This window comes from Enterobacter sp. ECC-249 (assembly GCF_043965265.1).
Taxonomy (GTDB): domain Bacteria; phylum Pseudomonadota; class Gammaproteobacteria; order Enterobacterales; family Enterobacteriaceae; genus Enterobacter; species Enterobacter quasiroggenkampii.
The window spans coordinates 3,017,108-3,041,751 of record NZ_CP143660.1; the positions used below are offsets into that span (position 1 = coordinate 3,017,108).

General features: G+C 46.4%; 22 protein-coding genes. 6 read left to right on the top strand and 16 right to left on the bottom strand.

What is annotated here, in order from left to right:
- Positions 1–12 precede the first annotated feature (12 nt).
- From nifJ to V1587_RS14460, 3 genes are all read left to right on the top strand, one after another.
- On the top strand, positions 13–3,537 hold the full coding sequence (gene nifJ / locus V1587_RS14450) for a pyruvate:ferredoxin (flavodoxin) oxidoreductase (RefSeq protein WP_371898232.1): 3,525 nt from the start codon (positions 13–15) through the stop codon (positions 3,535–3,537).
- A 387-nt stretch (positions 3,538–3,924) separates the two neighbouring features.
- Positions 3,925–5,034, top strand: a complete 1,110-nt coding sequence (gene ompC, locus V1587_RS14455; protein ID WP_371898233.1) for a porin OmpC — start codon at positions 3,925–3,927, stop codon at positions 5,032–5,034.
- A 147-nt stretch (positions 5,035–5,181) separates the two neighbouring features.
- The gene (locus V1587_RS14460) at positions 5,182–5,307 is read left to right on the top strand and encodes a hypothetical protein (RefSeq protein WP_371898234.1); all 126 of its coding nucleotides are present in this window, start codon (positions 5,182–5,184) and stop codon (positions 5,305–5,307) included.
- A 63-nt stretch (positions 5,308–5,370) separates the two neighbouring features.
- Here the strand turns inward: V1587_RS14460 and V1587_RS14465 are convergent, their stop codons facing one another.
- From V1587_RS14465 to V1587_RS14505, 9 genes are all read right to left on the bottom strand, one after another.
- Complete coding sequence (locus V1587_RS14465) at positions 5,371–5,448, bottom strand: hypothetical protein (protein WP_223239581.1); 78 nt, start codon at positions 5,446–5,448, stop codon at positions 5,371–5,373.
- 68 nt (positions 5,449–5,516) lie between these two features.
- Positions 5,517–5,939, bottom strand: a complete 423-nt coding sequence (locus V1587_RS14470; protein WP_371898235.1) for a GFA family protein — start codon at positions 5,937–5,939, stop codon at positions 5,517–5,519.
- A 3-nt stretch (positions 5,940–5,942) separates the two neighbouring features.
- Complete coding sequence (locus tag V1587_RS14475) at positions 5,943–6,140, bottom strand: hypothetical protein (protein ID WP_023312007.1); 198 nt, start codon at positions 6,138–6,140, stop codon at positions 5,943–5,945.
- Positions 6,141–6,230: 90 nt separating this feature from the next.
- Complete coding sequence (locus V1587_RS14480) at positions 6,231–7,262, bottom strand: methyltransferase (protein ID WP_395314396.1); 1,032 nt, start codon at positions 7,260–7,262, stop codon at positions 6,231–6,233.
- A gap of 258 nt (positions 7,263–7,520) precedes the next feature.
- The gene (locus V1587_RS14485; protein WP_371898237.1) at positions 7,521–7,970 is read right to left on the bottom strand and encodes a hypothetical protein; all 450 of its coding nucleotides are present in this window, start codon (positions 7,968–7,970) and stop codon (positions 7,521–7,523) included.
- A gap of 152 nt (positions 7,971–8,122) precedes the next feature.
- Positions 8,123–8,563, bottom strand: coding sequence for a VOC family protein (locus V1587_RS14490; RefSeq protein WP_371898238.1), 441 nt, complete (start codon positions 8,561–8,563; stop codon positions 8,123–8,125).
- Between the two features lie 76 nt (positions 8,564–8,639).
- A complete protein-coding gene (locus V1587_RS14495) occupies positions 8,640–8,981 on the bottom strand; it encodes a DUF1294 domain-containing protein (RefSeq protein WP_371898239.1) in 342 nt (113 codons plus the stop codon).
- A gap of 96 nt (positions 8,982–9,077) precedes the next feature.
- Positions 9,078–10,601: an EAL domain-containing protein gene (locus V1587_RS14500; protein ID WP_371898240.1), complete on the bottom strand. Its 1,524-nt coding sequence runs from the start codon at positions 10,599–10,601 to the stop codon at positions 9,078–9,080.
- 203 nt (positions 10,602–10,804) lie between these two features.
- On the bottom strand, positions 10,805–11,095 hold the full coding sequence (locus V1587_RS14505; protein WP_371898241.1) for a hypothetical protein: 291 nt from the start codon (positions 11,093–11,095) through the stop codon (positions 10,805–10,807).
- 207 nt (positions 11,096–11,302) lie between these two features.
- Here V1587_RS14505 and V1587_RS14510 point away from each other — a divergent pair, with 207 nt between their 5' ends.
- Complete coding sequence (locus tag V1587_RS14510) at positions 11,303–11,713, top strand: ASCH domain-containing protein (RefSeq protein ID WP_395314397.1); 411 nt, start codon at positions 11,303–11,305, stop codon at positions 11,711–11,713.
- A gap of 1,061 nt (positions 11,714–12,774) precedes the next feature.
- Here the strand turns inward: V1587_RS14510 and V1587_RS14515 are convergent.
- The 7 genes from V1587_RS14515 to V1587_RS14545 all read right to left on the bottom strand — a co-directional run bounded on the left by V1587_RS14515 (position 12,775) and on the right by V1587_RS14545 (position 23,066).
- Positions 12,775–13,509, bottom strand: coding sequence for a hypothetical protein (locus tag V1587_RS14515; RefSeq protein WP_313148647.1), 735 nt, complete (start codon positions 13,507–13,509; stop codon positions 12,775–12,777).
- Between the two features lies 1 nt (position 13,510).
- Positions 13,511–14,878: a DUF3696 domain-containing protein gene (locus V1587_RS14520; RefSeq protein WP_108453080.1), complete on the bottom strand. Its 1,368-nt coding sequence runs from the start codon at positions 14,876–14,878 to the stop codon at positions 13,511–13,513.
- Between the two features lie 1,343 nt (positions 14,879–16,221).
- A complete protein-coding gene (locus V1587_RS14525) occupies positions 16,222–20,043 on the bottom strand; it encodes a hypothetical protein (RefSeq protein ID WP_248211121.1) in 3,822 nt (1,273 codons plus the stop codon).
- 556 nt (positions 20,044–20,599) lie between these two features.
- The gene (locus V1587_RS14530; protein WP_248211115.1) at positions 20,600–21,286 is read right to left on the bottom strand and encodes a replication protein P; all 687 of its coding nucleotides are present in this window, start codon (positions 21,284–21,286) and stop codon (positions 20,600–20,602) included.
- Positions 21,283–22,200 (bottom strand): replication protein, encoded by a 918-nt coding sequence (locus V1587_RS14535; RefSeq protein WP_395314398.1) that lies wholly within the window; start codon positions 22,198–22,200, stop codon positions 21,283–21,285. The genes V1587_RS14530 and V1587_RS14535 overlap by 4 nt, the downstream gene beginning before the upstream one ends.
- An 84-nt stretch (positions 22,201–22,284) precedes the next feature.
- Positions 22,285–22,836 carry a toxin YdaT family protein gene (locus V1587_RS14540; protein WP_248211106.1) on the bottom strand — a complete coding sequence of 184 codons (552 nt, stop codon included), beginning with the start codon at positions 22,834–22,836 and terminating at the stop codon, positions 22,285–22,287.
- A gap of 2 nt (positions 22,837–22,838) precedes the next feature.
- Positions 22,839–23,066: a YdaS family helix-turn-helix protein gene (locus V1587_RS14545; RefSeq protein ID WP_248211104.1), complete on the bottom strand. Its 228-nt coding sequence runs from the start codon at positions 23,064–23,066 to the stop codon at positions 22,839–22,841.
- A 72-nt stretch (positions 23,067–23,138) separates the two neighbouring features.
- On the opposite strand from V1587_RS14545, the gene V1587_RS14550 reads away from it, so the two are divergent.
- Entirely contained in the window at positions 23,139–23,552 is a 414-nt protein-coding gene (locus V1587_RS14550; RefSeq protein WP_248211103.1) for a helix-turn-helix domain-containing protein, read from the top strand.
- Between the two features lie 122 nt (positions 23,553–23,674).
- Positions 23,675–24,616 carry a hypothetical protein gene (locus tag V1587_RS14555; protein WP_248211102.1) on the top strand — a complete coding sequence of 314 codons (942 nt, stop codon included), beginning with the start codon at positions 23,675–23,677 and terminating at the stop codon, positions 24,614–24,616.
- The last annotated feature ends 28 nt before the right edge of the window (positions 24,617–24,644 follow it).

A 24,644-nucleotide genomic window follows, 5' to 3' on the forward strand; every position in this document is an offset into this window, starting at 1 on the left:
GGGTGTTGTCCTATGCAAACTATTGACGGTAATGGTGCAGTTGCCTCAGTCGCGTTTCGCACCAGTGAAGTTATCGCCATCTATCCGATTACGCCAAGTTCTACCATGGCTGAGCAGGCGGACGCCTGGGCGGGTAACGGGTTAAAAAACGTCTGGGGCGATGTCCCGAGAGTGGTTGAAATGCAGTCCGAAGCCGGTGCGATTGCCACGGTGCACGGCGCGCTTCAGACCGGCGCGCTTTCCACGTCGTTTACCTCTTCTCAGGGATTGTTGTTAATGATCCCGACGCTGTACAAACTCGCCGGTCAGCTGACCCCCTTCGTTCTGCACGTTGCTGCGCGTACCGTTGCCACCCACGCGCTCTCTATCTTTGGCGATCACTCAGACGTGATGGCCGTTCGCCAGACCGGCTGCGCGATGCTGTGCGCCAGCAGCGTTCAGGAAGCTCAGGACTTTGCCTTAATTTCGCATATCGCCACGCTCAAAAGCCGTGTGCCGTTTATTCATTTCTTTGATGGTTTCCGCACCTCTCACGAAATTAACAAAATCGTCCCGCTGGCTGACGATACCATCCTGAATCTCCTCCCGCAGGCGGATATTGACGCGCACCGAGCCCGCGCCCTTAACCCGGAACATCCGGTTATTCGCGGGACATCGGCGAACCCGGATACCTATTTCCAGTCCCGCGAGGCCACGAACCCGTGGTACAACGCGGTTTACGACCATGTTGAACAGGCGATGAATGACTTTGCCGCCGCGACCGGTCGGGAATACAAACCCTTTGAGTATTACGGCCATCCGCAGGCGGAACGGGTCATTGTGTTGATGGGCTCTGCCATTGGCACCTGCGAGGAAGTTGTTGACGAGCTGCTGACGCGCGGCGAAAAAGTTGGCGTGCTGAAAGTTCGTCTCTATCGCCCGTTCTCGGCGAAACATCTGCTCTCTGCGCTGCCGGAGAGCGCGCGTACCGTTGCGGTGCTCGATCGCACCAAAGAGCCGGGCGCGCAGGCGGAACCGCTCTATCTGGATGTGATGACGGCCCTTGCTGAAGCCTTTAATCAGGGCGAACGTGAGACGCTACCGCGCGTAATTGGGGGTCGCTATGGTTTGTCCTCCAAGGAGTTTGGGCCGGACTGCGTGCTGGCGGTATTCAATGAGTTAAGCGAGGCGAAACCTAAGCCGCGCTTTACCGTCGGCATTTATGATGATGTGACGAATCTGTCCCTGTCGCTGACGGAAAACACCCTGCCCTCGACCGCAAAACTTGAGGCGCTGTTCTATGGTCTGGGCAGCGACGGCAGCGTCTCTGCGACCAAAAACAACATTAAAATCATCGGCAACTCAACGCCGTGGTACGCCCAGGGATACTTCGTCTACGACTCCAAAAAAGCAGGCGGTCTGACCGTTTCCCACCTGCGCGTGAGCGAACAGCCCATCCGCTCTGCGTATCTTATTTCTCAGGCTGATTTTGTTGGCTGTCACCAGCTGCAGTTTATCGATAAATACCAGATGGCCGAGCGCCTGAAGCCTGGCGGTATTTTCCTGCTGAATACGCCATACAGCGCAGATGAAGTCTGGTCGCGGCTGCCGCAGGAAGTACAGGCGGTGCTGAACCAGAAAAAAGCCCGTTTCTTTGTGGTGAATGCGGCGAAAATTGCCCGCGAATGTGGCCTCGCCGCGCGTATCAATACCGTTATGCAGATGGCCTTCTTCCATCTGACGAATATCCTGCCGGGCGACAGCGCGCTGGCGGAACTGCAGGGTGCGATTGCCAGAAGCTACAGCAGCAAGGGGCAGGAGCTGGTCGAACGTAACTGGCAGGCGCTGGCGCTGGCACGCGAATCTCTGTTTGAGGTACCGCTGCAGCCGGTGAACGCGACAAGCCCGAACCGCCCTCCGGTCGTGTCCGATGCGGCGCCTGATTTCGTTAAGACCGTGACGGCGGCGATGCTGGCCGGGCTGGGCGATGCCCTGCCCGTCTCTGCGCTGCCGCCGGATGGCACCTGGCCGATGGGCACCACCCGCTGGGAAAAACGTAACATCGCCGAAGCGATCCCCATCTGGAAGGAAGAGCTCTGTACCCAGTGCAACCACTGCGTGGCGGCCTGCCCGCACTCTGCCATTCGCGCCAAAGTGGTGTCACCGGAAGATATGGAGGCCGCGCCGGCCAGCCTTCACTCTCTGGATGTGAAATCCCGCGATATGCGCGGACAGAAATACGTTCTGCAGGTCGCACCGGAAGATTGCACCGGCTGTAACCTGTGCGTCGAGGTCTGTCCGGCGAAAGACAGGCAGAACCCGGAGATCAAAGCCATCAATATGATGTCGCGCCTGGAGCACGTTGAAGAGGAGAAGGTCAATTATGACTTCTTCCTGAATCTGCCGGAAATCGATCGCAGCAAACTGGAACGCATTGATATTCGCACTTCACAGCTGATCACGCCGCTGTTTGAATACTCCGGCGCCTGCTCAGGCTGCGGTGAAACGCCGTACATCAAGCTGCTTACCCAGCTGTACGGTGACCGGATGCTGATTGCCAACGCAACCGGCTGTTCATCCATCTACGGGGGCAATTTGCCTTCGACGCCGTACACCACCGACGCGAACGGGCGCGGTCCGGCGTGGGCAAACTCGTTATTCGAGGACAACGCTGAATTTGGCCTGGGCTTCCGCCTCACCGTCGACCAGCACCGCGCGCGCGTGATGCGCCTGCTGGAACAGTTTGCCGGGCAGATCCCTGCGGAGCTCAATGAGGCGCTTCATGCGGACGCATCGCCAGAAAAACGTCGTGAGCAGGTTGCTGAGCTGCGCCAGGCGCTTCAGGGCGTGTCGGGCGCTGAACAGCTGCTGACCGACGCTGACGCCCTGGTCGAAAAATCGATCTGGCTGATTGGCGGGGACGGCTGGGCTTACGATATCGGCTTTGGCGGACTGGATCACGTGTTGAGCCTGACCGAAAACGTCAACATCCTGGTTCTGGATACGCAGTGTTATTCCAACACCGGTGGGCAGGCGTCGAAAGCCACACCGTTAGGCGCCGTGACGAAATTCGGGGAACACGGTAAACGCAAGGCGCGCAAAGATCTCGGTGTGAGCATGATGATGTACGGTCACGTTTACGTCGCGCAAATCTCGCTGGGTGCCCAGCTTAACCAGACGGTAAAAGCCATCCAGGAGGCGGAAGCGTATCCTGGCCCGTCGCTGATCATTGCCTATAGCCCTTGCGAAGAGCACGGCTACGATCTGGCACTCAGCCACGACCAGATGCGTCAGCTGACAGCGACCGGCTTCTGGCCGCTGTACCGGTTCGACCCGCGTCGTGCTGACGAGGGTAAATTACCGCTGGCGCTGGATTCGCGTCCACCGTCAGATGCCCTGGCCGAGACGTTGATGCAGGAACAACGCTTCCGTCGCCTTAACGCGCAGCAGCCGGAAGTGGCCGAACAGCTCTGGAAAGATGCCGCGGCCGATCTGCAAAAACGGTATGACTTCCTGGCGCAGCTGGCGGGTAAAGCCGAAAAATCGACCAGCGACTAGTTCCCCTGCCCGGCGTGTCCGGGCTTTTTTTTGCCATAAAAAAACCCGGTGTATTCACACCGGGCGAATCCAGATAATCATTAAATATCTATTTAGTTTCCCAAATAACATTCACACGAATTATGGACAAATAATGTAAAGGCATATAACGCTGCCAACAATAGCTTATTTAATGACTGATTAATAATTTTAATTTAATATGCTTGGCATTAAAACATTCATAAAACCAATGACTATTACCATTGATTTATTCGGTTTAGATTTTACTTAGTTCGTAACAATTATAATTTATTACTCTTACACAGGAGTGATTTAGCATGAGACAACTTTCTCACTCGGAAAGTTCAACAGGTAATTAAATAAAAACAACTGCAAAGGAATATCACAATGCAAAGAAAAGTACTGGCCCTGATGATTCCGGCTCTGTTAATGGCTGGCGCAACTCATGCAGCAGAGATTTATAATAAAGACGGCAACAAATTAGATCTGTACGGAAAAGTAGATGGTCTGCACTATTTCTCCGACGATAAAGGCGCTGACGGGGATCAAACCTATATGCGTCTGGGCTTCAAAGGCGAAACCCAGATCAGCGACATGATGACCGGCTACGCACAGTGGGAATACAACATTCAGGCCAATAACACAGAAGGGTCTGATAATCAGTCCTGGACGCGTCTGGCCTTCGCCGGTGTGAAGGTGGGTGACTACGGTTCCTTTGATTACGGCCGTAACTATGGCGTGCTGTACGACGTGGAAGGCTGGACCGATATGCTGCCTGAGTTCGGCGGCGACTCCTATACCAAAGCCGACAACTTCATGACCGGCCGCGCCAACGGCGTGGCAACCTACCGCAACACCGACTTCTATGGTCTGGTGCAGGGTCTGAACTTTGCGCTGCAGTATCAGGGTAAAAATGAAGATGCCAGCAACAATCAGGAAGGCACCAACAACGGTCGCGACACGCGTCACGAGAACGGCGACGGCTTCGGTATCTCTACCACTTATGACTTCGGCATGGGCATTACTGCGGGTGCAGCCTACACCTCTTCTGACCGTACCAACGAGCAGGTGATGAATACCACAGCGGGCGGCGACAAAGCGGATGCATGGACTGCGGGTCTGAAATATGACGCCAATAACATCTACCTGGCAGCAATGTATTCTGAAACCCGCAATATGACCCCGTATGGTGATAACACCGACGCCGTGGCGAACAAAACCCAGAACTTCGAAGTGACCGCCCAGTACCAGTTCGACTTCGGCCTGCGTCCGACCCTTTCCTACCTCCAGTCTAAAGGTAAGGATCTGGGCAACGGTCAGGGCGATCGGGATCTGGTTAAATACGCTGACATCGGCGCGACCTACTACTTCAATAAAAACATGTCCACCTACGTTGATTACAAGATCAACCTGCTGGATGAAGATGACAGCTTCTACAAAAACAACGGCATCGGCACCGATGATGTCGTAGCGTTAGGTCTGGTTTACCAGTTCTGATTATCAGAGCCCGCATTATGATGCGGGCTCGTTTTTTTTTGAAGTCCGTCACAAATGACAGTTTCAGAAAGGGGTTGGTTGAGGGTAAGTTGAAAGAAAGCTGGTTAAACTCAGGGGATAGCCTTTTTGTCACTAAGGATAACAGCGTTGTTTGGTCGTGTATCCCTTGCCGTACTTACCCTTTTAGCCGTACTGTGGATGGCGTTAATTTTTGATTTTGGTGATATTGTCGGGCATCTCGGCGCGCTGTTAAACCATCTGGATGGCAATTAACCGCGTTCCCTGTAAACAAAAAGCCACCAGCAGTGCCGGTGGCGGGTAAACGCACAGGTCGCGTTATTTCTTCACAGGCTGAGGCTTTTTATCCCCTGACTCAGGGGCCTCACGCGGATCGTCTTTTTCAACACAGAGCATAGTTTCTCCTGTTTCAGATAACCATTCTCCACTATAGCCAGGCTTATTAAAGAGTGGCCAGGCGGCAATCATGCCTGCTCTTCCCCTTTCTTTCGAAAAGTGAGATAGCCAAATACTCCACTTTCCCCATCTGTGGGATGGTTGACACCGTCCATCACGGTTACCTGAGGGAAATCAAACGGAGAAACACTTTCAAAACAGGCGACGTTCACGCCGTATTCATTAGGATTAGAACGCCTCTGATGGAACGTGTAAATTCCGCACACCGAGCAAAAAAAATGCCGTGCCGTACCCGTGTTAAAGCGGTATTCGGTGAGCTTATCCTCACCTTTGGTCACCGTAATCCCCCACAGCGGCGCAGAAACGACGACCGCGCCTCGCATTCGACAAAAAGAACAGCTGCAGCGCCGCGCGGTGTTCAGGCCATCGGTAAGCTCAACGGTGAATGCCACCGCGCCGCAATGGCACTTCGCATTACGTCTTTCAGCCATGGGCTATACCCCTTTTCTCACCAGCTCGGCGGCTTTCACGAAAACCTCATCTTCTACACCGTCGCCTTTTTGCCTGCCAAGCCTGACCAGCTCATCGACAATACTGTTGCGATGGATCGGTTTTTGCGCTGAAACCAGCCCAATAACGGCGGCTCCAATCGCCAGCCCCACTAATCCGGTTTGTTCATCTTTGTTTTTCATATTCATGCTCCTGGTACAACAAACAAGAGTAGCAGGAATACGGTAAAACGGAATGCAGGACACATGCTCTGTGAATATTATTTAAACAGTTCAGACAGGTACGACTTCCAGAATCGACAGATACGAACGGGTGTCTATTATTTTATTCAGCTTCAGATTGGTCTGTTCAAACAAGGCCTGATATTCAGACTCTGTTCGTGCTCGTCCTCCATCAAAGCTTGTTAACAGAAGAAGGTCAATTTCAAATCGTCCCTGTTCATTATTTTCTTTTTTAATAAGCGGCTCAAAAATTAATAGCCGGGAGTTTTCTTTCATTGCATTTCTGCAGCATTGAAGTATCTGAATGGCCTTCTCATCAGACCAGTCCATCAAAATATACTTAAGCAGGTAAATGTCCGCTACAGGACAGGCGTCAAAAAAGCTCCCATTAACGGTTTCCCATCGACGATTATCATTTAACAGGTGCAGTCGATTTCGCTCAAGCACATCTTTTTGATCAAAAAGGATCCCCGTCAGAGTCGGATTTCGACGTAAAACAGCCAGCAATAAGTTACCCAGCCCACCGGCGATATCGGCAACCACGGCGTTTTGCGGGAACGAATAGCTTTCTGCGATGACTTCATTTTCTACGGATGACATAGAGGCCATACCCGCATGAAAGATGTTGCTGTCAGTCATCGTGTCGTCATGCTGCCAGTAGTCGTAAAAAGGCTTGCCAAACAAATCATTAAAAACAGGTTTGCCTTGCAATATCTCATCCATTTTAGCCGCTGGCTGCCAGAATGTGGGGTCTGTCAGCATGAGCACCGCCGCGCGCAAGGAAAATTCATGCTCAGAACAGAGGAATTGTGCTGAATGGCTTAGACTGTATTCAGCTTCAGATAATTCGTTGAAAACTCCACGAGAGGACAGCAAGCGCATGATCCGATGAAGATAGTTGCCATCGACATTAAGCTCCTCCGCCAGTTGCGTAACGGATTTTTTTCCTCCAACCAGACGATCTGCGACCCCTAATACCGCGACCGCCCGAAGTGCTGCCTGCCAGACAAAACCCATGCTTTGCTCTAACAGACACATTCCTTCTTTACGGCTTAGTAAATCCAGACTATTACGTTGCGACATTTTCTGCTCCTTACCAGTAAAGATGTGCTGAACAACTAAAACGCCGCTAGCAAGCGTAAGTCTGGTAGTGAGCTTTATCCATAATTTCAGAAAGGATTATTTGTGCGGCTTCGTACCGTTTAGCATACAGTCTATTTAAATACGTAAAAAAACAGGGCCACTTACTCTTTATTTTGATTAATAACACCACGAGACTATTATTTCATAAATGATTGCCATAATAGAAAAAATGCCTGTCGTGAGACAGACATTTGATAGTTAGAATCTCGGTGCCAGTCCGTATTTGGGGGTTTTGATATTTGCCGCCCAAATTTTGATATCGTTTTGCAGCAGAATAGTGAAGTCAGATTTCAAATGCGTCACCATACCATTGACGCTGTCCGCATCTACCACTGAAAAATGTTCAATTCTGTTCCGCCCTATCTGGAAACAATCATATTTGGCGGGCAGCACTTTACCATTCACATTAAGCGGCAGGTTATTCTCACCACAGCGGCCTTCAGTAATATAGGACACCAGTAAATTAGCGGATTTTCTCCCTGGCTGGGAAACACTCACCATGACAGGGAAACCTTCCGAGGTCTGCGTCATATCATAAAGAACCGCATTTTTGATATACCAGGTATTATATTCCCGTTCCTGAAAAGCAGACCAGGAAGGCGCAGAAAAGAACGCCAGCGCTGCCAGTAGAATAGATTTTATTTTCATGGATGTTGTCGTCCGTGTTGTTGCACGTATTATTCAGATTGTGCAAAAAACAGCAACCCCTTAAGAATAGTCCTACTACTATTGGCAGTGATGGATGATTATTTAACGACGTGCGATGCGCCCTACTTCTTCGTTCCTGACGGTTACCTGCGTTATTTATCCTGGTTCATCGTTCGAATCGCTTCCAGGCCTACGCGCTGCCCGAATGACAGCTCTAACGTATTTCCATCGGGATCGGCGAAAAAGACATAGTAGCCGACGGGATCGCCTAAATTCTCAGGCGCCTTCCTTAGCACACCTTCAGCGGCGGCCATCGCTGTTTTTCTGTCAATTTCGTCGCGGGTCGCGCAGGCAATTCCCAGATGCCCAAAGCTACCCAGCGGCGTATCAGTCACGGTATCGGCCTGCACCAGGACCAGTGCAAAAGGACGAGTATGGTCGCTAAGCCATGCCACTTTTCTTGCATCAGGCATATCGGGTTCACGCAAATGAATGACCTCCATACCGGCATAGCGACGATAGAAAGCAATACTCTTTTCCAGGTCTCTGACCATAAACGCGACATGAGTGAATCCTACATCAATCTCTTTCATTTTAATGATGTTACTCCCTTTTCGACGTGGTGCCGGCATCTTAAAAGCTCAAGTTAACTTGATGTCAATACGTTCATTAAGAAGAAACAGGAGAGAAATGGTAAACCGCCGCCATCATGGCGATGCTGACCACGACGCTTAAGAAAAAGTAGGTTTTGAAGGGCTGCTTTTGGGTTTTATGACGAAAAAGCTGCTGGCCCACAATGGCGCCAGGCCAACCTCCCGTCACGCCAAATACCAGCAACGTCGCTTCCGGTACCCTGCGCATCCCTTTACGCGCCGCCATTTTATCAGCGCCATACAGAGCCATCGTCAGCACATTGATCAGCAGAAACCACATCACCACAGGATTCGAGGCCAGAAAGCTTCCGATCGCAGCAAAGATCAGAAGTAAGTAACAAAAACGATTGAGGGTCATAGCACAAAGCCACTGGGTTGTTGGGCGGTTTTGGAAAAGGGATTATACGCTATCTTAGAAATGTTTCAGGGTGAAATGCGGATAGCGGGTTAAACCTCATTCCACCCTCACCTTAACTTTTGGCTTCGACAAGAGAACTTTGAGCAGTTCCTTGAAAGGAAGAGGTTTATAGAAGTAAAAACCCTGTAAAAAACGGATATGATTGCGCGTGAGATAATCAAGCTGCTCTTCTGTTTCAACACCTTCCGCCACGATGCTAATTGAAAGTTTTTTTGCCAACTCCAGCACCGAATCCAGGATCAACGTTGAATCCTCATTCGCATTAACCCTGGCAACAAAGCTTTGGTCGATTTTAATGTAATCAATATGCAGCGCTTGCAGATAGGATAGACCTGAGTATCCCGTACCAAAGTCATCCAGGGCAATAGCAAATCCGTTCTTATGCAGCTCATTGAGCGTCTTGACGAGATGTTCATCGATATGGAGCGGTTCGCGCTCGGTCACCTCAACGACAAGATTAAGATCCCGTTGAATAAAACTGTGTTTGTAGTGGAGACACTCTTCAACAAAGGTGGGCGCAACGATATGAGAAGCGCTGAAGTTAATCCCTATGTGGAACCCTTCTGGCAGCAGTGTAGAAATAGAATTCATCTGCTTTGCAACTTGTCTCATTAAACTTTGCGTTAACGGAATAATTAACCCTGATTTTTCAGCGAGAGGAATGAAAGACGCGGGAGAAATAAACCCTGATTGCGGATGCTTCCATCTGGCCAGTACTTCTACACCTCGCAAGGTTCCCTCTTTGCCGCTCACGACGGGTTGGTAATAGGGAATAATTTCATTTCTGTAGATGGCGGTACGCAGCGATTCCTCAGGCGAAATATCCTTTGAGAGATATCGCTGCAAAAGATAAGCAGGAAGAAAGGAAATGAGCAACAGAAATAACAATACCCCACCGGCCTGGTCGAATAATCTCGTCAGGCTAAAAAGAGGCGGAGCGTTAAATTGAATCGCGAAGGGATAATCAGCGTCTTTTACCGTCAGTACATCTTTGTTCGAATGGGCTGCCGTCACCACATCGCCTGTTTGGCCCAGGATACGATCGCCGACGTTCAGTGAATATCCCACGCCACGTAATGGCATATTCAGCGCATCCCGGATATGGCTGTCGCTGATGCTCACCATGATTCGGCTTCCGAAATGGTTTGTCTGGTATAAGAGAACCGGCAGGCCGTTGACCGTACTTTTCGCTGGAACGAGTAGTAACGATGCTTCAGGCAGCGCCGAGCCGTTAACCAACAACACGCGGTTTCCCGGTAAAGAGGAGCACCAGACCGCATCATTTTTCAGAATAACGATCGTTCTCAGGTGAGGCTGTAATGCCGCCTCGGTACCCAGCCGATATTGCCCTTCAGCATCACACTCATTCTCAGCAAGTTGCATTGCCAGTTGAGTTGCATGACGGGCTTCCTTAAGAATGACGTTTATGTTCCGCACGACATAGTGCGCCCCTGCAAGACTGTCCGCCCGTGCAGAATACCAAACCTGTAAATTGATGATAAAAACGCCCAGCAAAAACATTGTCGTGGCTGCAGCTACGGGGATAGATGCATGGCGCATTTAGGGTTCTCGATTTAAGTAAAGTTGCCGCTTCAACGATGCTGAAGTGATTGAATTGTCTTCGTCTTAAGCATGGTTGATAAAGAAAGAAATACCATGTCAGCCGTCAGAAATTTTCCCGCAAACAAGGCTCCATCTTTGCACCATCTCAAATGGGGAAATAAAAAGGCCGCCGAATGGCAGCCCTGGTTGATAAGCACTTATTAGTATTGCTTTATTGTCTTGACCGGCGTTCTTTCTGACCAGTCAGGCCGCTCGCCTGCCATGATTGCACGCTGCTGTGATGGCGTCACAGACTGGGTTATTTCTGGCATAGCCTTGTATTCGGGTTGTTGAGGTGGATTGAGAACCAGATCTGAACTACAACCCGACAGCAAGAAAATGGCCAGTAGCGATGAATTAAGCTTGAACACGTTAACCCCTTCCAATGGGATAAAAGTTACAGAAAAAGCGTGGTGTCGGCTCTTTCCCGGTGACTTTTCTTTGTTATACAACGTCACGCACCTGGCTACAGGCAGCAGATTCACCACACAGATAACCCTACAAGGATATATTTACTCGGGTAATAAGCGCAACGCCTTGTTTTCCTGCCCACCAGTGAAAAAAGGTGTCAGGAAAGCAGAGTACGCTTCTGGTATCGACAATGTTTATGCTAAAACCGCAGGTATGTTTCTTTTGACAAAAGTTATGAGGGAAGTTGAATGGTGACGGTTGATGAATTAAAAATGAAATACCCGGGCGCACAGGCCTGGCAAATGGGTGACAGCCCGGAACTGGCGAACGAGCTGGCGGGCCTGATTAAAAAAGGAATCAAAACGGCTACCTGCGGATCTTTTACCTCGTACTCGCAGGATGTATCCGCTCCGCGGATGGGGAGCTATAACATCATTCTTGATGGTCAGAATGTCCCGGCCTGTGTGATCCGGCTGGTTTCAATGCGACTGGTACGTTTTTGCGATGTAAATGAGGAATTTGCTCGTAAAGAGGGTGAAGGTAATTTAAGCCTTGAATACTGGCAGATAGAGCATCAGCGTTTTTTCTTACGCGAAGGCCATTTTTCTGAAGAAATGGAACTGATCGCAGAAGAATTTGAACTGGTTGAGGTGCTGTAAGCGGAGCTAAAGCGGCTGAAGATAGTACCTTCGCTGAACTCGTTCCGGTAAAACACAACGTAAGTACCCCCTCGCTGGTCCTCATGGGAGTATCAAAATCTGCGATTTGTTTTCATGCCCAAGTCCAGATAACTCCCCCCCAGAGTGACTTATTGACGCGGTAAACAGTAATCGGGCACAGACTCGAGTGCAGGTATAACTCCATCAGGAAGTTTCTTCATACGATCAATGGTTAGCTCGATGTTCATTTTTCCCTCCGCAATGAATTACTGTATGCATGTACAGTATATTTATAAACTTATGTAACGGATTTTGCAACGATTTAGTGATCAACTCCCGATGATTAAAACACCGCTATGTTAGTACTGTTTGCATAACCCACATCAGGATATTCCTATGAAGAAGCGCTTTCAGACAACAATTTAACTTGTATTTCCCGCATGCCGAAGCCAAGATTTTGCATAGGCACTCATCAGCATACATGTTAATGAAGAAAACACTCTTACAATTGGCGAAGGAAAAATGAAGGTATAAAAGTCCTAGAAGTGAAGCGCCCTTCGATAAGGAGAGCATATGTACTGAAAATAATTCGTTTAAATCATGCTCAGTCGCTTCAAATGACCCACAACGTAATTTGTGGAGACAGACCAGAAGCATTAACCCCTTGAAAATTATGTTTTAGGCTCAGCCTTCGATTGATAATACGAAGCAAACTCTTCACATGGTTGAGCTGGCACGTCAATGTTTTGTTTAGAGACATATTCGAAGTCTTCTGCGGCGTGCAGGTCTTAGCGTTGATTGCAAATAATAAGTATAAGCAAACGATAAATATCAAAAATCATCAAATAAATTTACTATCCTTGCATTTAATTGCCATTTAAATATCATCCGTCTTGGTATGGTCGAAATACCAAACCAAATAATAGCTCTATAAAAAAATTAAGAATAGCCTTTATAAGCATAAGCCCCTAAGTATTTAATCCTAGGAACTTATACATTAACTAGCATAATGAAATTTGAAAAATTTTTCATGCAAAAAAACACGTTTGGAAAGTTAAAAATCACTCCCGAAGAATCTTACCTTCTGGTGTTACATTGGTATAATCATCTAAACCTCCACCAGGGTTTTGAACATCCCAATGATCTTTATGAAACTTATCCCAATGCCATTCACGCCGCTTATCATCCAAAAAACCATAATTCGGTTTTCCAGCCTTTAAAGGCTTCGCACTTTTACGCCAATGTTGAGGGGGCACAAAAGGAAAATCACCTTGCGATGGAAGATTATCAGGATAAATTTTGTACCACGTGTATTTGGCAAGTTTTATATCTTTCACTTCTTTTATGTTAATGAAATCGTTGTAATTTATGCACATAGGTGTAGGTGTATAAATAGCCTCTTCATTTGTTTTATCGTGAAATGTATGAGTAGAAATATAGTTTATAAAATCACAAAAAATATCATTCACTTTTTTTGTGATACCTGCACATCTAACTTTACTAACATTGCCTGTTATAGGATGTACAACAATATCCATGTCATTTAACAACGGTTTTAATACTGCATGCCAATCAGCCAGCCACTTGGTCCATTTTACGTCTTCACCTAAAGACCAAGGGTGCAGCTCCTCAAACATCTCAAGCAAAGTCTGTGAAATAGAAACTTTCAACCCCATGACTTTACAGGCTTTAATAAAGTCAACCAATGGCATTACATAAAACTTTTCTATTACCCTTGGATCAAGGTTAGGATCAATGTTTAAAATATGATGTGGGCAAAATGTGATTTTTGGCATGTTATTTTTCCCAAGGCGCCTTCAACTCTTGATTCTTTTTTACTCTTGCTTGTAAAATTGCATCGGCTAACTTAGTCGACTCATCTAAAAAGCCATCAGGATATTCTGGGAACATTCCATTTTCGTCTATTTTAAATTGCATTATAGTAGCCCCAGACTTTTTACCATCTCCAGTATTCTCAACAAAGACGATATTAATATCATCTTTAATACTTGGTTCTTCAATAACTCGCAGCCTTAATCGGTTTATTAATTCAGCACTATGTGTTTCAACCATTATTCTGCGTCCGTCTTTAATGAATCGTAAAAAAAGATCAGCTAGATTTGCTGCACTTGATGGATGCAAGTGTATTTCTGGTTGTTCAAGCAATATTAAATCACCGGGAGAACTGAGCAAACACATTAGAATTATAGGAATTACTTGAGAATATCCGAAACCGACATCTGAAATAGTTACTTCAGATGAACAATCAGCATTACTTAAATTAATTTGATAAATTAACTCACCTACTCTTGCGGGGCTAATACGCTGACTTAATCCCATAACATGAATACATTCATTTAATGCATCTTTAAGTTTTAACTCTTTTCCATCAAACTTAACTGAATCATTCTGTCGAGCCCACAAGATATGAGCTGCATTTTCACCAGACGGTAACAACTCCTTTGCCACTTCACTAAAATGAACATATGCACGTTTCGGAATAGCACGCAAGGGTCCTAAATATTTAATGTTAATGATATCAGCAATGAGTCTTGACATCATAAAACTTTCTTGAGGGTAAAAAGCAGATACTGGTAGCCCGAATTCTGTAAATCGTTCATTATTATATGTCAAATCCTGTCGTTTAATTTGAATGAAACTAGGATAAAAATATTCAAACTCAGAACTTGTTTTAAACTTAACATTATTATCAACGATAATATCTTTGAGAAAGGATGGCATATCACCTTTGTTAATTCTTAATTTTAAAAAATCAATTTTTCTATCTTCTCCTTGGGCAGCAATAGAAAATGAATTAACCATTGGAGAATAATGATTAAATCTTTTTTTATTTTTAAAGCTGAATTTGATATTGGCTTCATCGCCTTTATATGCTAGTTTAAACCCGTACTCTATACTGGCTCTGTCAATGCTTGGAATAGAAAAAGATAACTCTTTTAAGTTTGTAAAAGTAAGGTATTCCCCATCAAGTTCGAGCTGTTCCTTTGATTTACTTGATAGCGTCTGCTTGAGTAACAAAAGGCTTTGAAAAATAGAAGACTTCCCACAGCTATTTTTACCAGCAATAACCGTAAGATTATTTACAATTAAATCATCCAAATTCTTAAATGATTTAAAATTGCGCAAGGATATTGTTTTGATCATATAAACGCCTAGTGGATGTTATTTTAAATGTCAACTGAGCAATGTTACATTAGCATATACAAATTCTAATATAGATCAAGTACAAAATTACATTACACCAAGCAAAATAACCTTTTGTTTTTAAAGTGTTTTCATTAAATCGACCATCCATTCGCCCTTAAGCGAAATTTACATGATTATTAAACCTATGCGTTCCGCAGTAAGAATAGAGCAGAACTATCCCAACATGACAAAGCGTTACATAGTCATTCTTTTCGAATAGACAACCAAACGACTTTCATAGTGCTACAGAAAATTTTTTTCCCGTGGAACATACCCAGCAATCAAGATAATATTGTCGATTTGATGGGCCTACCTGCTCTTTTGGTATACTTATACGAAGTAAACTTTCTAGCACTTCACATGCATCATATTTATAAGTTTCTTCCGTTTGGTTCCATAACGAATACATTATTAATTATTTCGGCCACCCAAATACTGTTAGTTCTCAATAAAGGGCCTGAATCACAGAAATGGATTTCATCATCTTTCTTAATAATCTGGAAATTAGTCCAGAGGTAGTTAATCGCATTATGCATACTCTCCCAACAACCTTGATGCGCACATATATTGCCATAATCAACTCCGCCGGTCTCGATCCATTTGATGCGACTTGCGCATCCAGCAGACTGAGCTAATTTCTAACGTTTAGCCACATCTCAAATATCACTGTTTTTGTATAAAAGCCATCATTACCCACCCAACATCGAAACATTCTTAACAAAAATTGCTTACACTTGAAACCCCTTCCCCCTCGCCTGGTTAATTCTGTCAATGCATTCCCTTAATGCTTTGACTTGCTCAGGGGTAAGTTCAGATTCATCGATTGTGGCCAGAAGAGCGTTGAGGGAGCGCTCAATATCGTTTTTAGTCAACCGTAAACAGATAACCTTAACCCAACGTGGCGAGAACTTGCTGAGGCCGATTGCTCTTGTGATACGTAGTTTCATGAGATGCCTCTTAACCGCCAGTGGTGGCGATTTCAAACTCGCTTATAACACACGTAGAAAAAACTTATGTGATTATTACGCCATAGAAATTTCTAAGGGTCGTTTCGCTTGAGGACAATCAGGCTTTCAGTAAACATCTAAGTTGGTTTTCCAGCATGTCACACAAGCGTCTCGTCATTACCCGAAGCGGCTTATCACGTGAAGGTAGTTTTTACGGTCATACACAGGCTGGGATGTCAGCTTTGTGCCAGAAGCGGACGGTGGACGCCGCGCTATGCGGCAATTTTGGACCAAAGCTGAAAAATTGCCTGACAGCAGCGCTTTAGTATACGAATCCCGATCAAAAGAAAATGGTCACTCAAATCTTTGCTCCCGCCGGTTGTACTCTTCGGCCTCACTCGCTCTACTCTCTCTAATAGACCTATTTAGAAGAGAAAGCTTGGTCTTAGCCATCTCTCGCACCTCAGGAGAGACATGATTTAATAGGACTTCGAATGCCTCCAAACGAACTTCAAGAATATCGGCAAGTGATCCTGACCACCCACTAGGAAAAGTCCTTGAGTAAATAGTTTCAACTATCGCGGCTTTGTTATCTGCGGCATCCAAAAGTGATGTAATATGATGACTGAGAATTACTTTCTTTGGATTGTCTAGTGGCTGTGATTCCTTGTCTAAGGATGTGTATGCCGAAACGGCACCTGCAACTTTATAAATCCTATCTTGATATCCATTACACCATTTCAGCAAGCGCTCTATCGGCGCTAAGTTTAATGGCGAGCTACTACGATTAATCCTATCTTGGAAAAGCAAATAAATAAGTTGTTCACTATTCTCACTATTTATTAACACTCTATCCAATACAAATTCTGGATAAGTTTTCACTAGATAGGATATGATAGTCTCTAATTCAAAGCTATATAAGCGATACGTCTCTACGCCATTGCAAAGCAAGTTAATAATATCGCGAACTTCATTCTCCGCTGCTGGCTCTGATAAACACTCTGCAACAACACGGTCCATTCCATGGAGATGTCGCCTACTAATCTCATCCCTGTGCATTGATAACAGTTTCAAAATGGCCTGCCTTCCAACAGATCGTAGGTTATCGCTAGGACTGTTGCCACCCTTTTCAGTAAAGAATCGCATGCTCAAAATTTCAATAGTTGAAAATATCCCATCGGCCAAATCATTAAGTGCGGCAAGTAATTCTGATAAATTATCATCAGAAATGGATTCATGAACTCGACCGTAACTTATCTGTTGAAACCTCCGTGCTTCCAGTTCACCTGTCTTCGCCAGCTCAATAAGCTTTTTTGTTCCCCATGGGGCTATCGGCGTTGCAGACAAAATATCAACAAAATACTGTTTAAGCTCCGGCACATCTAATACAGACTCTTGGAGCTTCCGAGACAAGCCAGGGTCACCGGCATGAACGCCAACAATAAAACCGCAAAAGAGAATAGGTTGTACGACTTCTAACTCTTGCTTTTGCATTAGACGGACAAGCATCTCAAAGGTTAAACCTTGGTTTGATGATCCTTTGGCCAATCCTTTGCCGAATGACCAAAGCGCATCAATACGTTTTTCCCATAACCTTGGTGCCAATCTTTCAAGGTAGTCAGGTTCAGATGACGCAAGCTCACCTAGTTCTTCGATCTTCTGATGAATTTTTTCAGAATTTTCTGTGTAATCCCCACTTAATACTTCTACGTGATCCCAGGTGTTAGTCAGGGCATATGCCTCGATTTCGAAATACGGATCAGCCGGTGCGGTTAAATGTTCGAGTGCTTCAATCCTTTTTAATATTTCGGGAACGTGTTTCTTCCCGTTGTAATGGATTGTCCGCTTAACGGCCATCCATATATCTGGCCATTTACCGCCAGCACCATATTTCAGCACTATGTTTTCGAGAATTTCAAAGCAGCCTGCATAGCTCCATAATGCAACAAAGTGGTTAGCTAGTATCGCCTTTGCCCAATTGCATAGTGGAGCATTACCAGAATCTAAAAACGGTACTAACAGCTCAATATAGCCTACGTACCAGTTTAATATATCTTCATTCGTTGTCGGTTCCCACCCAAAGTCCCTGCTACGAGCGCCAAAATCAAATCCTCCAAATGAGCTCCAGTGAGAAACCTGAAATGCAGACCGAAGAATATCCTGCGCAATTTCAAGCTGTCTCAAGCTGCCGGAATTTAACATCCTATTGACAAAGCAATGTCTTCGCGCTGGTGTAGCCTGGGTTCCAGAAAGGTATAATGAAAAAAGGCTCGCCAATTGACGAGCGATACTATTATTGTTCTCCCCAGATTGTTCAGTTTCCGCAAAGCGAAGAATTAACCCGGCAGAACGGTCGAAGTACTGATCATCATATGCTATTTTTCTAAGCAATCTAACGAGCGTAGAAAAATTCTGATTATCTCGTGAGCAGAAATCTCGAGCTTCCGAAGCATTCTCTATAGCGGTTAACACTACTTCTGGAAACACTGGTGCGATGTGAGTTAGTGCCGTAAGCATCTCAGCATCGCACCGTGCAATGTTATGAAATGGCCCATCAATGTTCATCCATGTATGGGCGAGATATCTAGCAGGTTCAAAGTCATGCAGATATCCTAGTCGATGGGCACATGACTTGAATAAACGAAAATTATCAGCCTTTAATAACTCAGCATTAATTTTATCAGGATCGATATTCTGAAGTGCTCGTCGTGCGAGACGGTTAGCTATTGCATGCGGAAGCACTGCTCGCCAGTTTCCCCGCTTTTGCGATAGCTGCCTTCGCAATAGCTCTGCATGATTGCGATTCAACCTGTCACGTTCAAATCCGCCAATTCTAGAAAGAGCGCTCAATTCATCATTGTACTCTTTCGGGGAAATATTGAACGAATAAACCAAGGATAGGATCTCTGCGCTTTCAAGCAAGCTTTCGGTTGTACCTTTTCTTTGATTGAAGAGCCTCTGGAACAAGTCCTCATCAGAAAAATTTGTCAAGGTTTCATCTGGACCCACTCGACTCGCCAATGCAATCGCAACACGTGCATTCCCTCCGGAAAACTCTGCAACTTTATCGGAATTAACACGCCCTAGAGACTGAAACCTCTTTTGGATAAGTTTAGATACGGTCTGTTCACTTGATGGTTCAATATGTATTACTTCTGTTTCTTCTGGGCGGTCATCCGAAATATCATATTCGATAGTGAGAAGACTCAACTTTGCTTGATTTGACGAAACCTGTTTTTGAAGTTTTCTATGAACATCTGGTGGGCAGTTATCCAATACCAAATAGCTTGAAAAATCATTAGCTATCAAGTATGAGACAAGCTCTGATGCTGTTGGAGTTAATTCATCACCAAGATCCGCATATATTACATTCGTTTTCGGTAGCGAGTTATCGCATACATCACTTTCAAAGAGAGCCTGAGCAAAGCGTGTTTTTCCAACTCCTGATAGACCAGTTATTCTTACAGCCGAGCCAGATCTTTTTAATCTTTCACGCACAAGCCTGATTCCATCCGAAATCGTTGAAGGCTCTTTGTGGTTTGAGTTCATATCAATGACACATGGGTGTTCGTCAAGCAAAAACTCATCATCTTTATCGACTGGGGTGGAAGCCCATCTCCCAAACGGTCGCCATCCGGATAATGGCTTGCCTAGTCTAGAGCGGACCCACAAGGCAACCTCGGGAAATTGTCTCAACCATGCGCTTAGCCGATCCCTACCATAAAAGTCAAGGAGAAGCTCTTCGCTATCTGGTAAACCTTCGAGCGCAGATTTCATTCCTAGAAGGCGTTCTGATAGCATTTTGTCAGAACAATCATCTTTGCCACTAACAATTATATAAGCCCCTTTTTTTTCTAAGAGATCAGCTATAACAGTTTTTAGCTTCCCTTTATCAAGCATTTCATTTTTGCAAGCCGCCTTACTCATACTGTTTTTCTTCACTTGAAAGCCAGTATTTTCACGACTTATAAAGCCCGGCTTTAGTAAAGGAATAGCATCGACAACTCGAACATCGAGACCGCCGTCAGCAGCTTCCTGAGCTCCCCCCCATAGAACACGAGATGGCTGTAGTTCTTGACGAATCAATTCCGCTTCACACAACCTAGCGACCAACTCTCTTAGATCAGCATCATTGAGATTGGAAATATCAGAAGGTTCAAGTTCAAAAAATATCATTAGGTTTCAAAAGTCCTTATATTGCCAATTGATATCGGTGAACTGCTCCCCTTTGATTCACACAAAATGCAGTTAGCAATGCTCACTCTTCGCTTGCAGCGGAACTAGTGACCTTGATTTCTGCCTTTCCATGCCAGTGGCAGACGTTGCTAAAAGCGTAGTGTGATAAGTTGAAGGGCGCAGGTCACGCCAAAACGCGACTTAAGAATAATCTACGCCAATACTAACTGTGTTCTCAACTGAAGAATAACAAGTTTATCAATATAAGATCTCTTTTAGGGAATACGAGCGATTTACCTGTTATCTGACACCGGAAAAATACCGACTGATGCAGTATTTGCCGGGATCTCATAAGGTGAATGGTTCGTTTTGCAGGGATGCTTACACTGCCACGGCAGGGTTAATCAAGGGGTAGCACGTCACTGGATCTATAAATATCCCTGTCATTCTTGCTTAATACAGCCCAACGTGATTTAAATAAGCAGTACCAGCTATGCCTTGACTGCGAGGCTAACTGTGTACTTCCGCTATTAGCTCATAGCAGACCATTTCATTTCTATGCCCTCCCTTCCGCCTTCATCCGCTCATATTTAGCTTTCAAAAGCTCAGCAGGTGTCGGCCCCTTTGGCGATACTGGCGCCGCCAGCGCTCTACGTACAGGCGGAATCGGCTGCCCGGCCAGCACCCGCTTTTCCCACCTATCAAGAATGTCGCTGGCTTCACGCTCTAGTTCTTTGTGGCTCAACTGGCCATCAGTTCCCCGGCGCCGCAGTTCCAGACAGATGTGGTAATAAACCGGCTTAGGCCACGGATACTGCTCACTGCTCGGGTACCGGAATACCAGCTTACGCCACTTCCAGTACTCAGCCATGACGTCAGCGGCGGTGATCCCCAGCACGCTGCGCCCTTCCCTGCACCACTTGATGAATTGGCCAGGCGATGGCAAGAATGGACGCTCCTGGCGACGCACCACACGCATGCCGGCTTCGACCTGCTCCATGGTTGTGATCCCGTTTTCTTTGAAGGCCAGCACCCACTGCCGGCGGATCTCGTTTACTTCTTCCTGGCTTCGATTAACCAGGCTTGCCGGGAACGCGGCCGCCAGCTGTACGAACAGCCCGTTGATAATCTGAGCCACCTGCTGCGTTTGTTCGCGTTCGGTGTACTGCTCAGGCATGTTGTGCGCTACCCGGCGAGCCTGTTCCCGGTCAAAATCGCGAATGCTCTCTGCGAGGTTTTTCATTCCAGCACCCCGTCAATCCAGTCGGTGTTATGCAGGTCAATGCCGCCCCGGGATGGCTTTGCCGTTCCGGTTGCACGCAGCCGCTTGGTGGTGAGCTGATCCCACTGTTTTCGCAGACTCGAGGGGCTCAAGATGTTGTCTTTCCAGAACTCGTCCCGGTTGGCCCACTGGAACAGGTCACAGATTTCGTAGTGAGTACGCTTGTCCTGGACACGCATCAGCCTGATGGTGTTTGCCCATTCAGCCCAGTTTGGTTCGGATAGCGATGCGTTGACGGTGAGAAGCCTGTCGTAAATCCAGCGTGCGGCCTTGAGGTCGTCAGCGGATCCCCATGATTTACCTGCCGGGGTGTATATCCCGGCGGCAGCTTCTGGATGGCGTGAGAGAAACTTTTGAGTTTTCTGGTTTCGGGATTCGTCAGAATTCCGAGACGAGGATATTTTAATATTGTTCTTGTTATAGTCTTGGGTGTCTACCGTTTCCGGGAAGGTTTTTCCCGTTTTCGGTAACACTTTTCCCGATTTCGGGAAGACTTTTCCCGTTTTCGGTTTGTCTAAAATCCAGGCGGAAAGGTCAGTATTTATACCGACCGTTTTCATCACGCCCTGTTTCTGACTGAAGATAATTTTGCGTTCTGCGAGCGATTTGAGCGCATCCGAAACGTGGGAATCACTTAGCCCTGTAAGCTCAGCGATCACTGTGTTCGTAACGCGGTCCTGTTTCTTGTTCCAGCCGTAGGTAAGCCAGATCACCGCCTCAAAACACTGCCACTCCCGGCCTGACATTCTCAGACGAGGCTTGAGCTGTTGGATCTCGTTAGCGACCTTGGTATACCCGTTCGACAGGTCGGCCATACGACCTCCCGGTTGTTCGGTTCTGTGGGGGAAATTGATAATTTCAGCTGTGTTTGACATACTTAGCTCCGCAATTACACTCCGTTTTTGCACCTGAAAGTCGGTTCTGTTAGCGCAGACCGGCTTTCGCCTTTTCAGAAGTCTTCACATTGCCCCCAGCATGGTTGTGACCATCGCCAGCAGCGGCGCAGTAAGGTCCGGATCGACACGGAACATCTCAAAAATCCCCTCGCCTAACTCCTTCAGCTTTTCCTTCTTCGGTGCATCGAGCATCAGAGCTTGCTTCGCCTCACTCACCTCTTTCTCCAGCCTGGCCATCCGGTAGGCAAAGGAGTCGTTCTTTACGACACGGTCGCGGTATCGAAGCGGTAATACAGACATGATCGCTGGCACCAGCTGTTCGACATTCTTTCGGTAAGATGCGGAGTCTTCTTTGTTGTCCAGCCATCGGAACAGCTTCACGTTCCAGACATCTGCCTGACCAGACACATACACGCTATCAAGTTGGAGTTCTTCCGCCGCTTCTTGGATTTGAAGCGCAACAGCTACGCGCCCTTCTGCCGCTGCCCAGGCTCGGACCGCTGAGCAAATATCGCGATGATTTATATCCTTCACTGCCGATTCGCTTTGATGACACTGGAATATCAGTGAATTAGAGGAAGCTCTGCTACTCTGTTGAAATGAAACAGTTTGCATTGTTAAGGCTCCTGTTGAGGTAAACCATCAGTTGGGTTTGGATAGAGGTCGGGGCGCAACTCGTGGGGAGTTACGCCTGTCATTTTGAAAATCGGGAAGATATAACTTGGCGGGACGATCCCTTGGTCACGATTCTTCCAATGACTTACAGACATACTCGTCACACCAAGCGCGATGCTGAGCTTTCTGGCTGAGCCAGCGGCTTTAATTGCTTTATCAAGTGCGGACATGTGCTTCTCCTGCTTATTAATAGCGGAAGTAAACCACAGATTTATAAATCATGCAAACTATGGATTTATTGTGTGTATAAACCAAATATTTACAATGAACCTATGAGAAAAGAAGAACCCAACCTCGTTCTGGTAGAGCGCCTTACTGAGATCACTGATCGCGGCGTTACAAAAGCAGACATGGCACGAATAGCTGGAGTCACTCCTCAGGCCGTAAACGGCTGGTTCAAAAAAGGCGTGATTAGTAAGAAATCGGCACTGGCCATAGCCGACGCTGTAGGCATTTCTGTCGCCTGGCTACTCGGTGAGGACGTTGGTGAAAAAGACGGACTAAAGCCGGACGAACAGCGCTTGCTGGAGCTCTACCGCCAGTTACCGGAAGAAGAGCAGCAGAACATGCTCCGCATATTCGCGATTCGCCTGAAAGAACTGGATGACCTGTATGAGAAGTACATAAAGGGGCGGATTCGGTCGCAGGAGGATTGATAACCGGCGAAGGTAGAATTGACTTTTACAATCGAGAAGCGGTAGGGATTTCCATCCGGCATCAAGCATTGTGTCGGGGTAAAAAGTAAATTTACTGTATATGCGATCAGGTGAGTGCCATAATGGATGCAGGCAGCAATTCGGAAACTAATGATATGAAGTTCAGGATAGTATACGACGGACCAGCATTGGAGACGCACGAAATGAACGTGCGTGACCTTGCCCCTGCACTCCTATCACTGTCAGATGCATTAGAGGAAGCCGGAAAAACAGTTTATGGTAACAAGACCGTTGTTTCAGTAAAGGTTAATGCATCATTCAAAGCTGGCTCATTTGGAATAGATCTGATTGCCTCATCGACATCTTGGTTCAAACAGGCAGTTGATTTCTTTTCGGGCGATTCAGTAACAGCCGCCGCTAATCTTATTGCTTTAATTGGTTTTTGCCCTGGTCCCAGAGAAAAAATTTGTAAGGGTCTGATCCAGTTGGTTAAATGGATCGGACCAAGAGAAATTAAAAAGTTACACAATCTGCCTGATAGCAACATTGAAGTCTTTGTTGATGACGAAAGTGAAGTTTTCGATAGCAAAGTAATCGAACTGTATAGAAACATTAAACTTCGTTCTTCATTGCAAGAAGTTATATGCAAGCCGCTAGAGCAGGAAGGTATCGACAGTTTTGCTTCCACTGTCGATGATGGACTGACGTTCATGACGATCGACAAACAAGAGGCGCATTATTTCAAAGTTGAGCTTCCTGCTGAATCAATAATTTCGGAGTCCACGGTAGAGAAAGCCCTTCAGATTAAGAACATTTCTTTTAATGAAGGCAGCCGATGGAGATTTTCGGATGGAGCTAGTAGCTTTTTGGCTGAGATTAAAGACCAGAAGTTTATCAGTGATATTGATAACAATACCCTAAACTTCTCTAAAGGCGATATGTTGCTTGTTGACCTAAAGGTAACCCAATACATGATTGGTGATACTATAAAAACCACATTCGAAATTGAGCATGTAAAAAAACAGCTGAATCCACAGAGACAAATAGATCTCCCATTCGAATAAATGCATCCGGCCACTGCGCCGGTTTTTT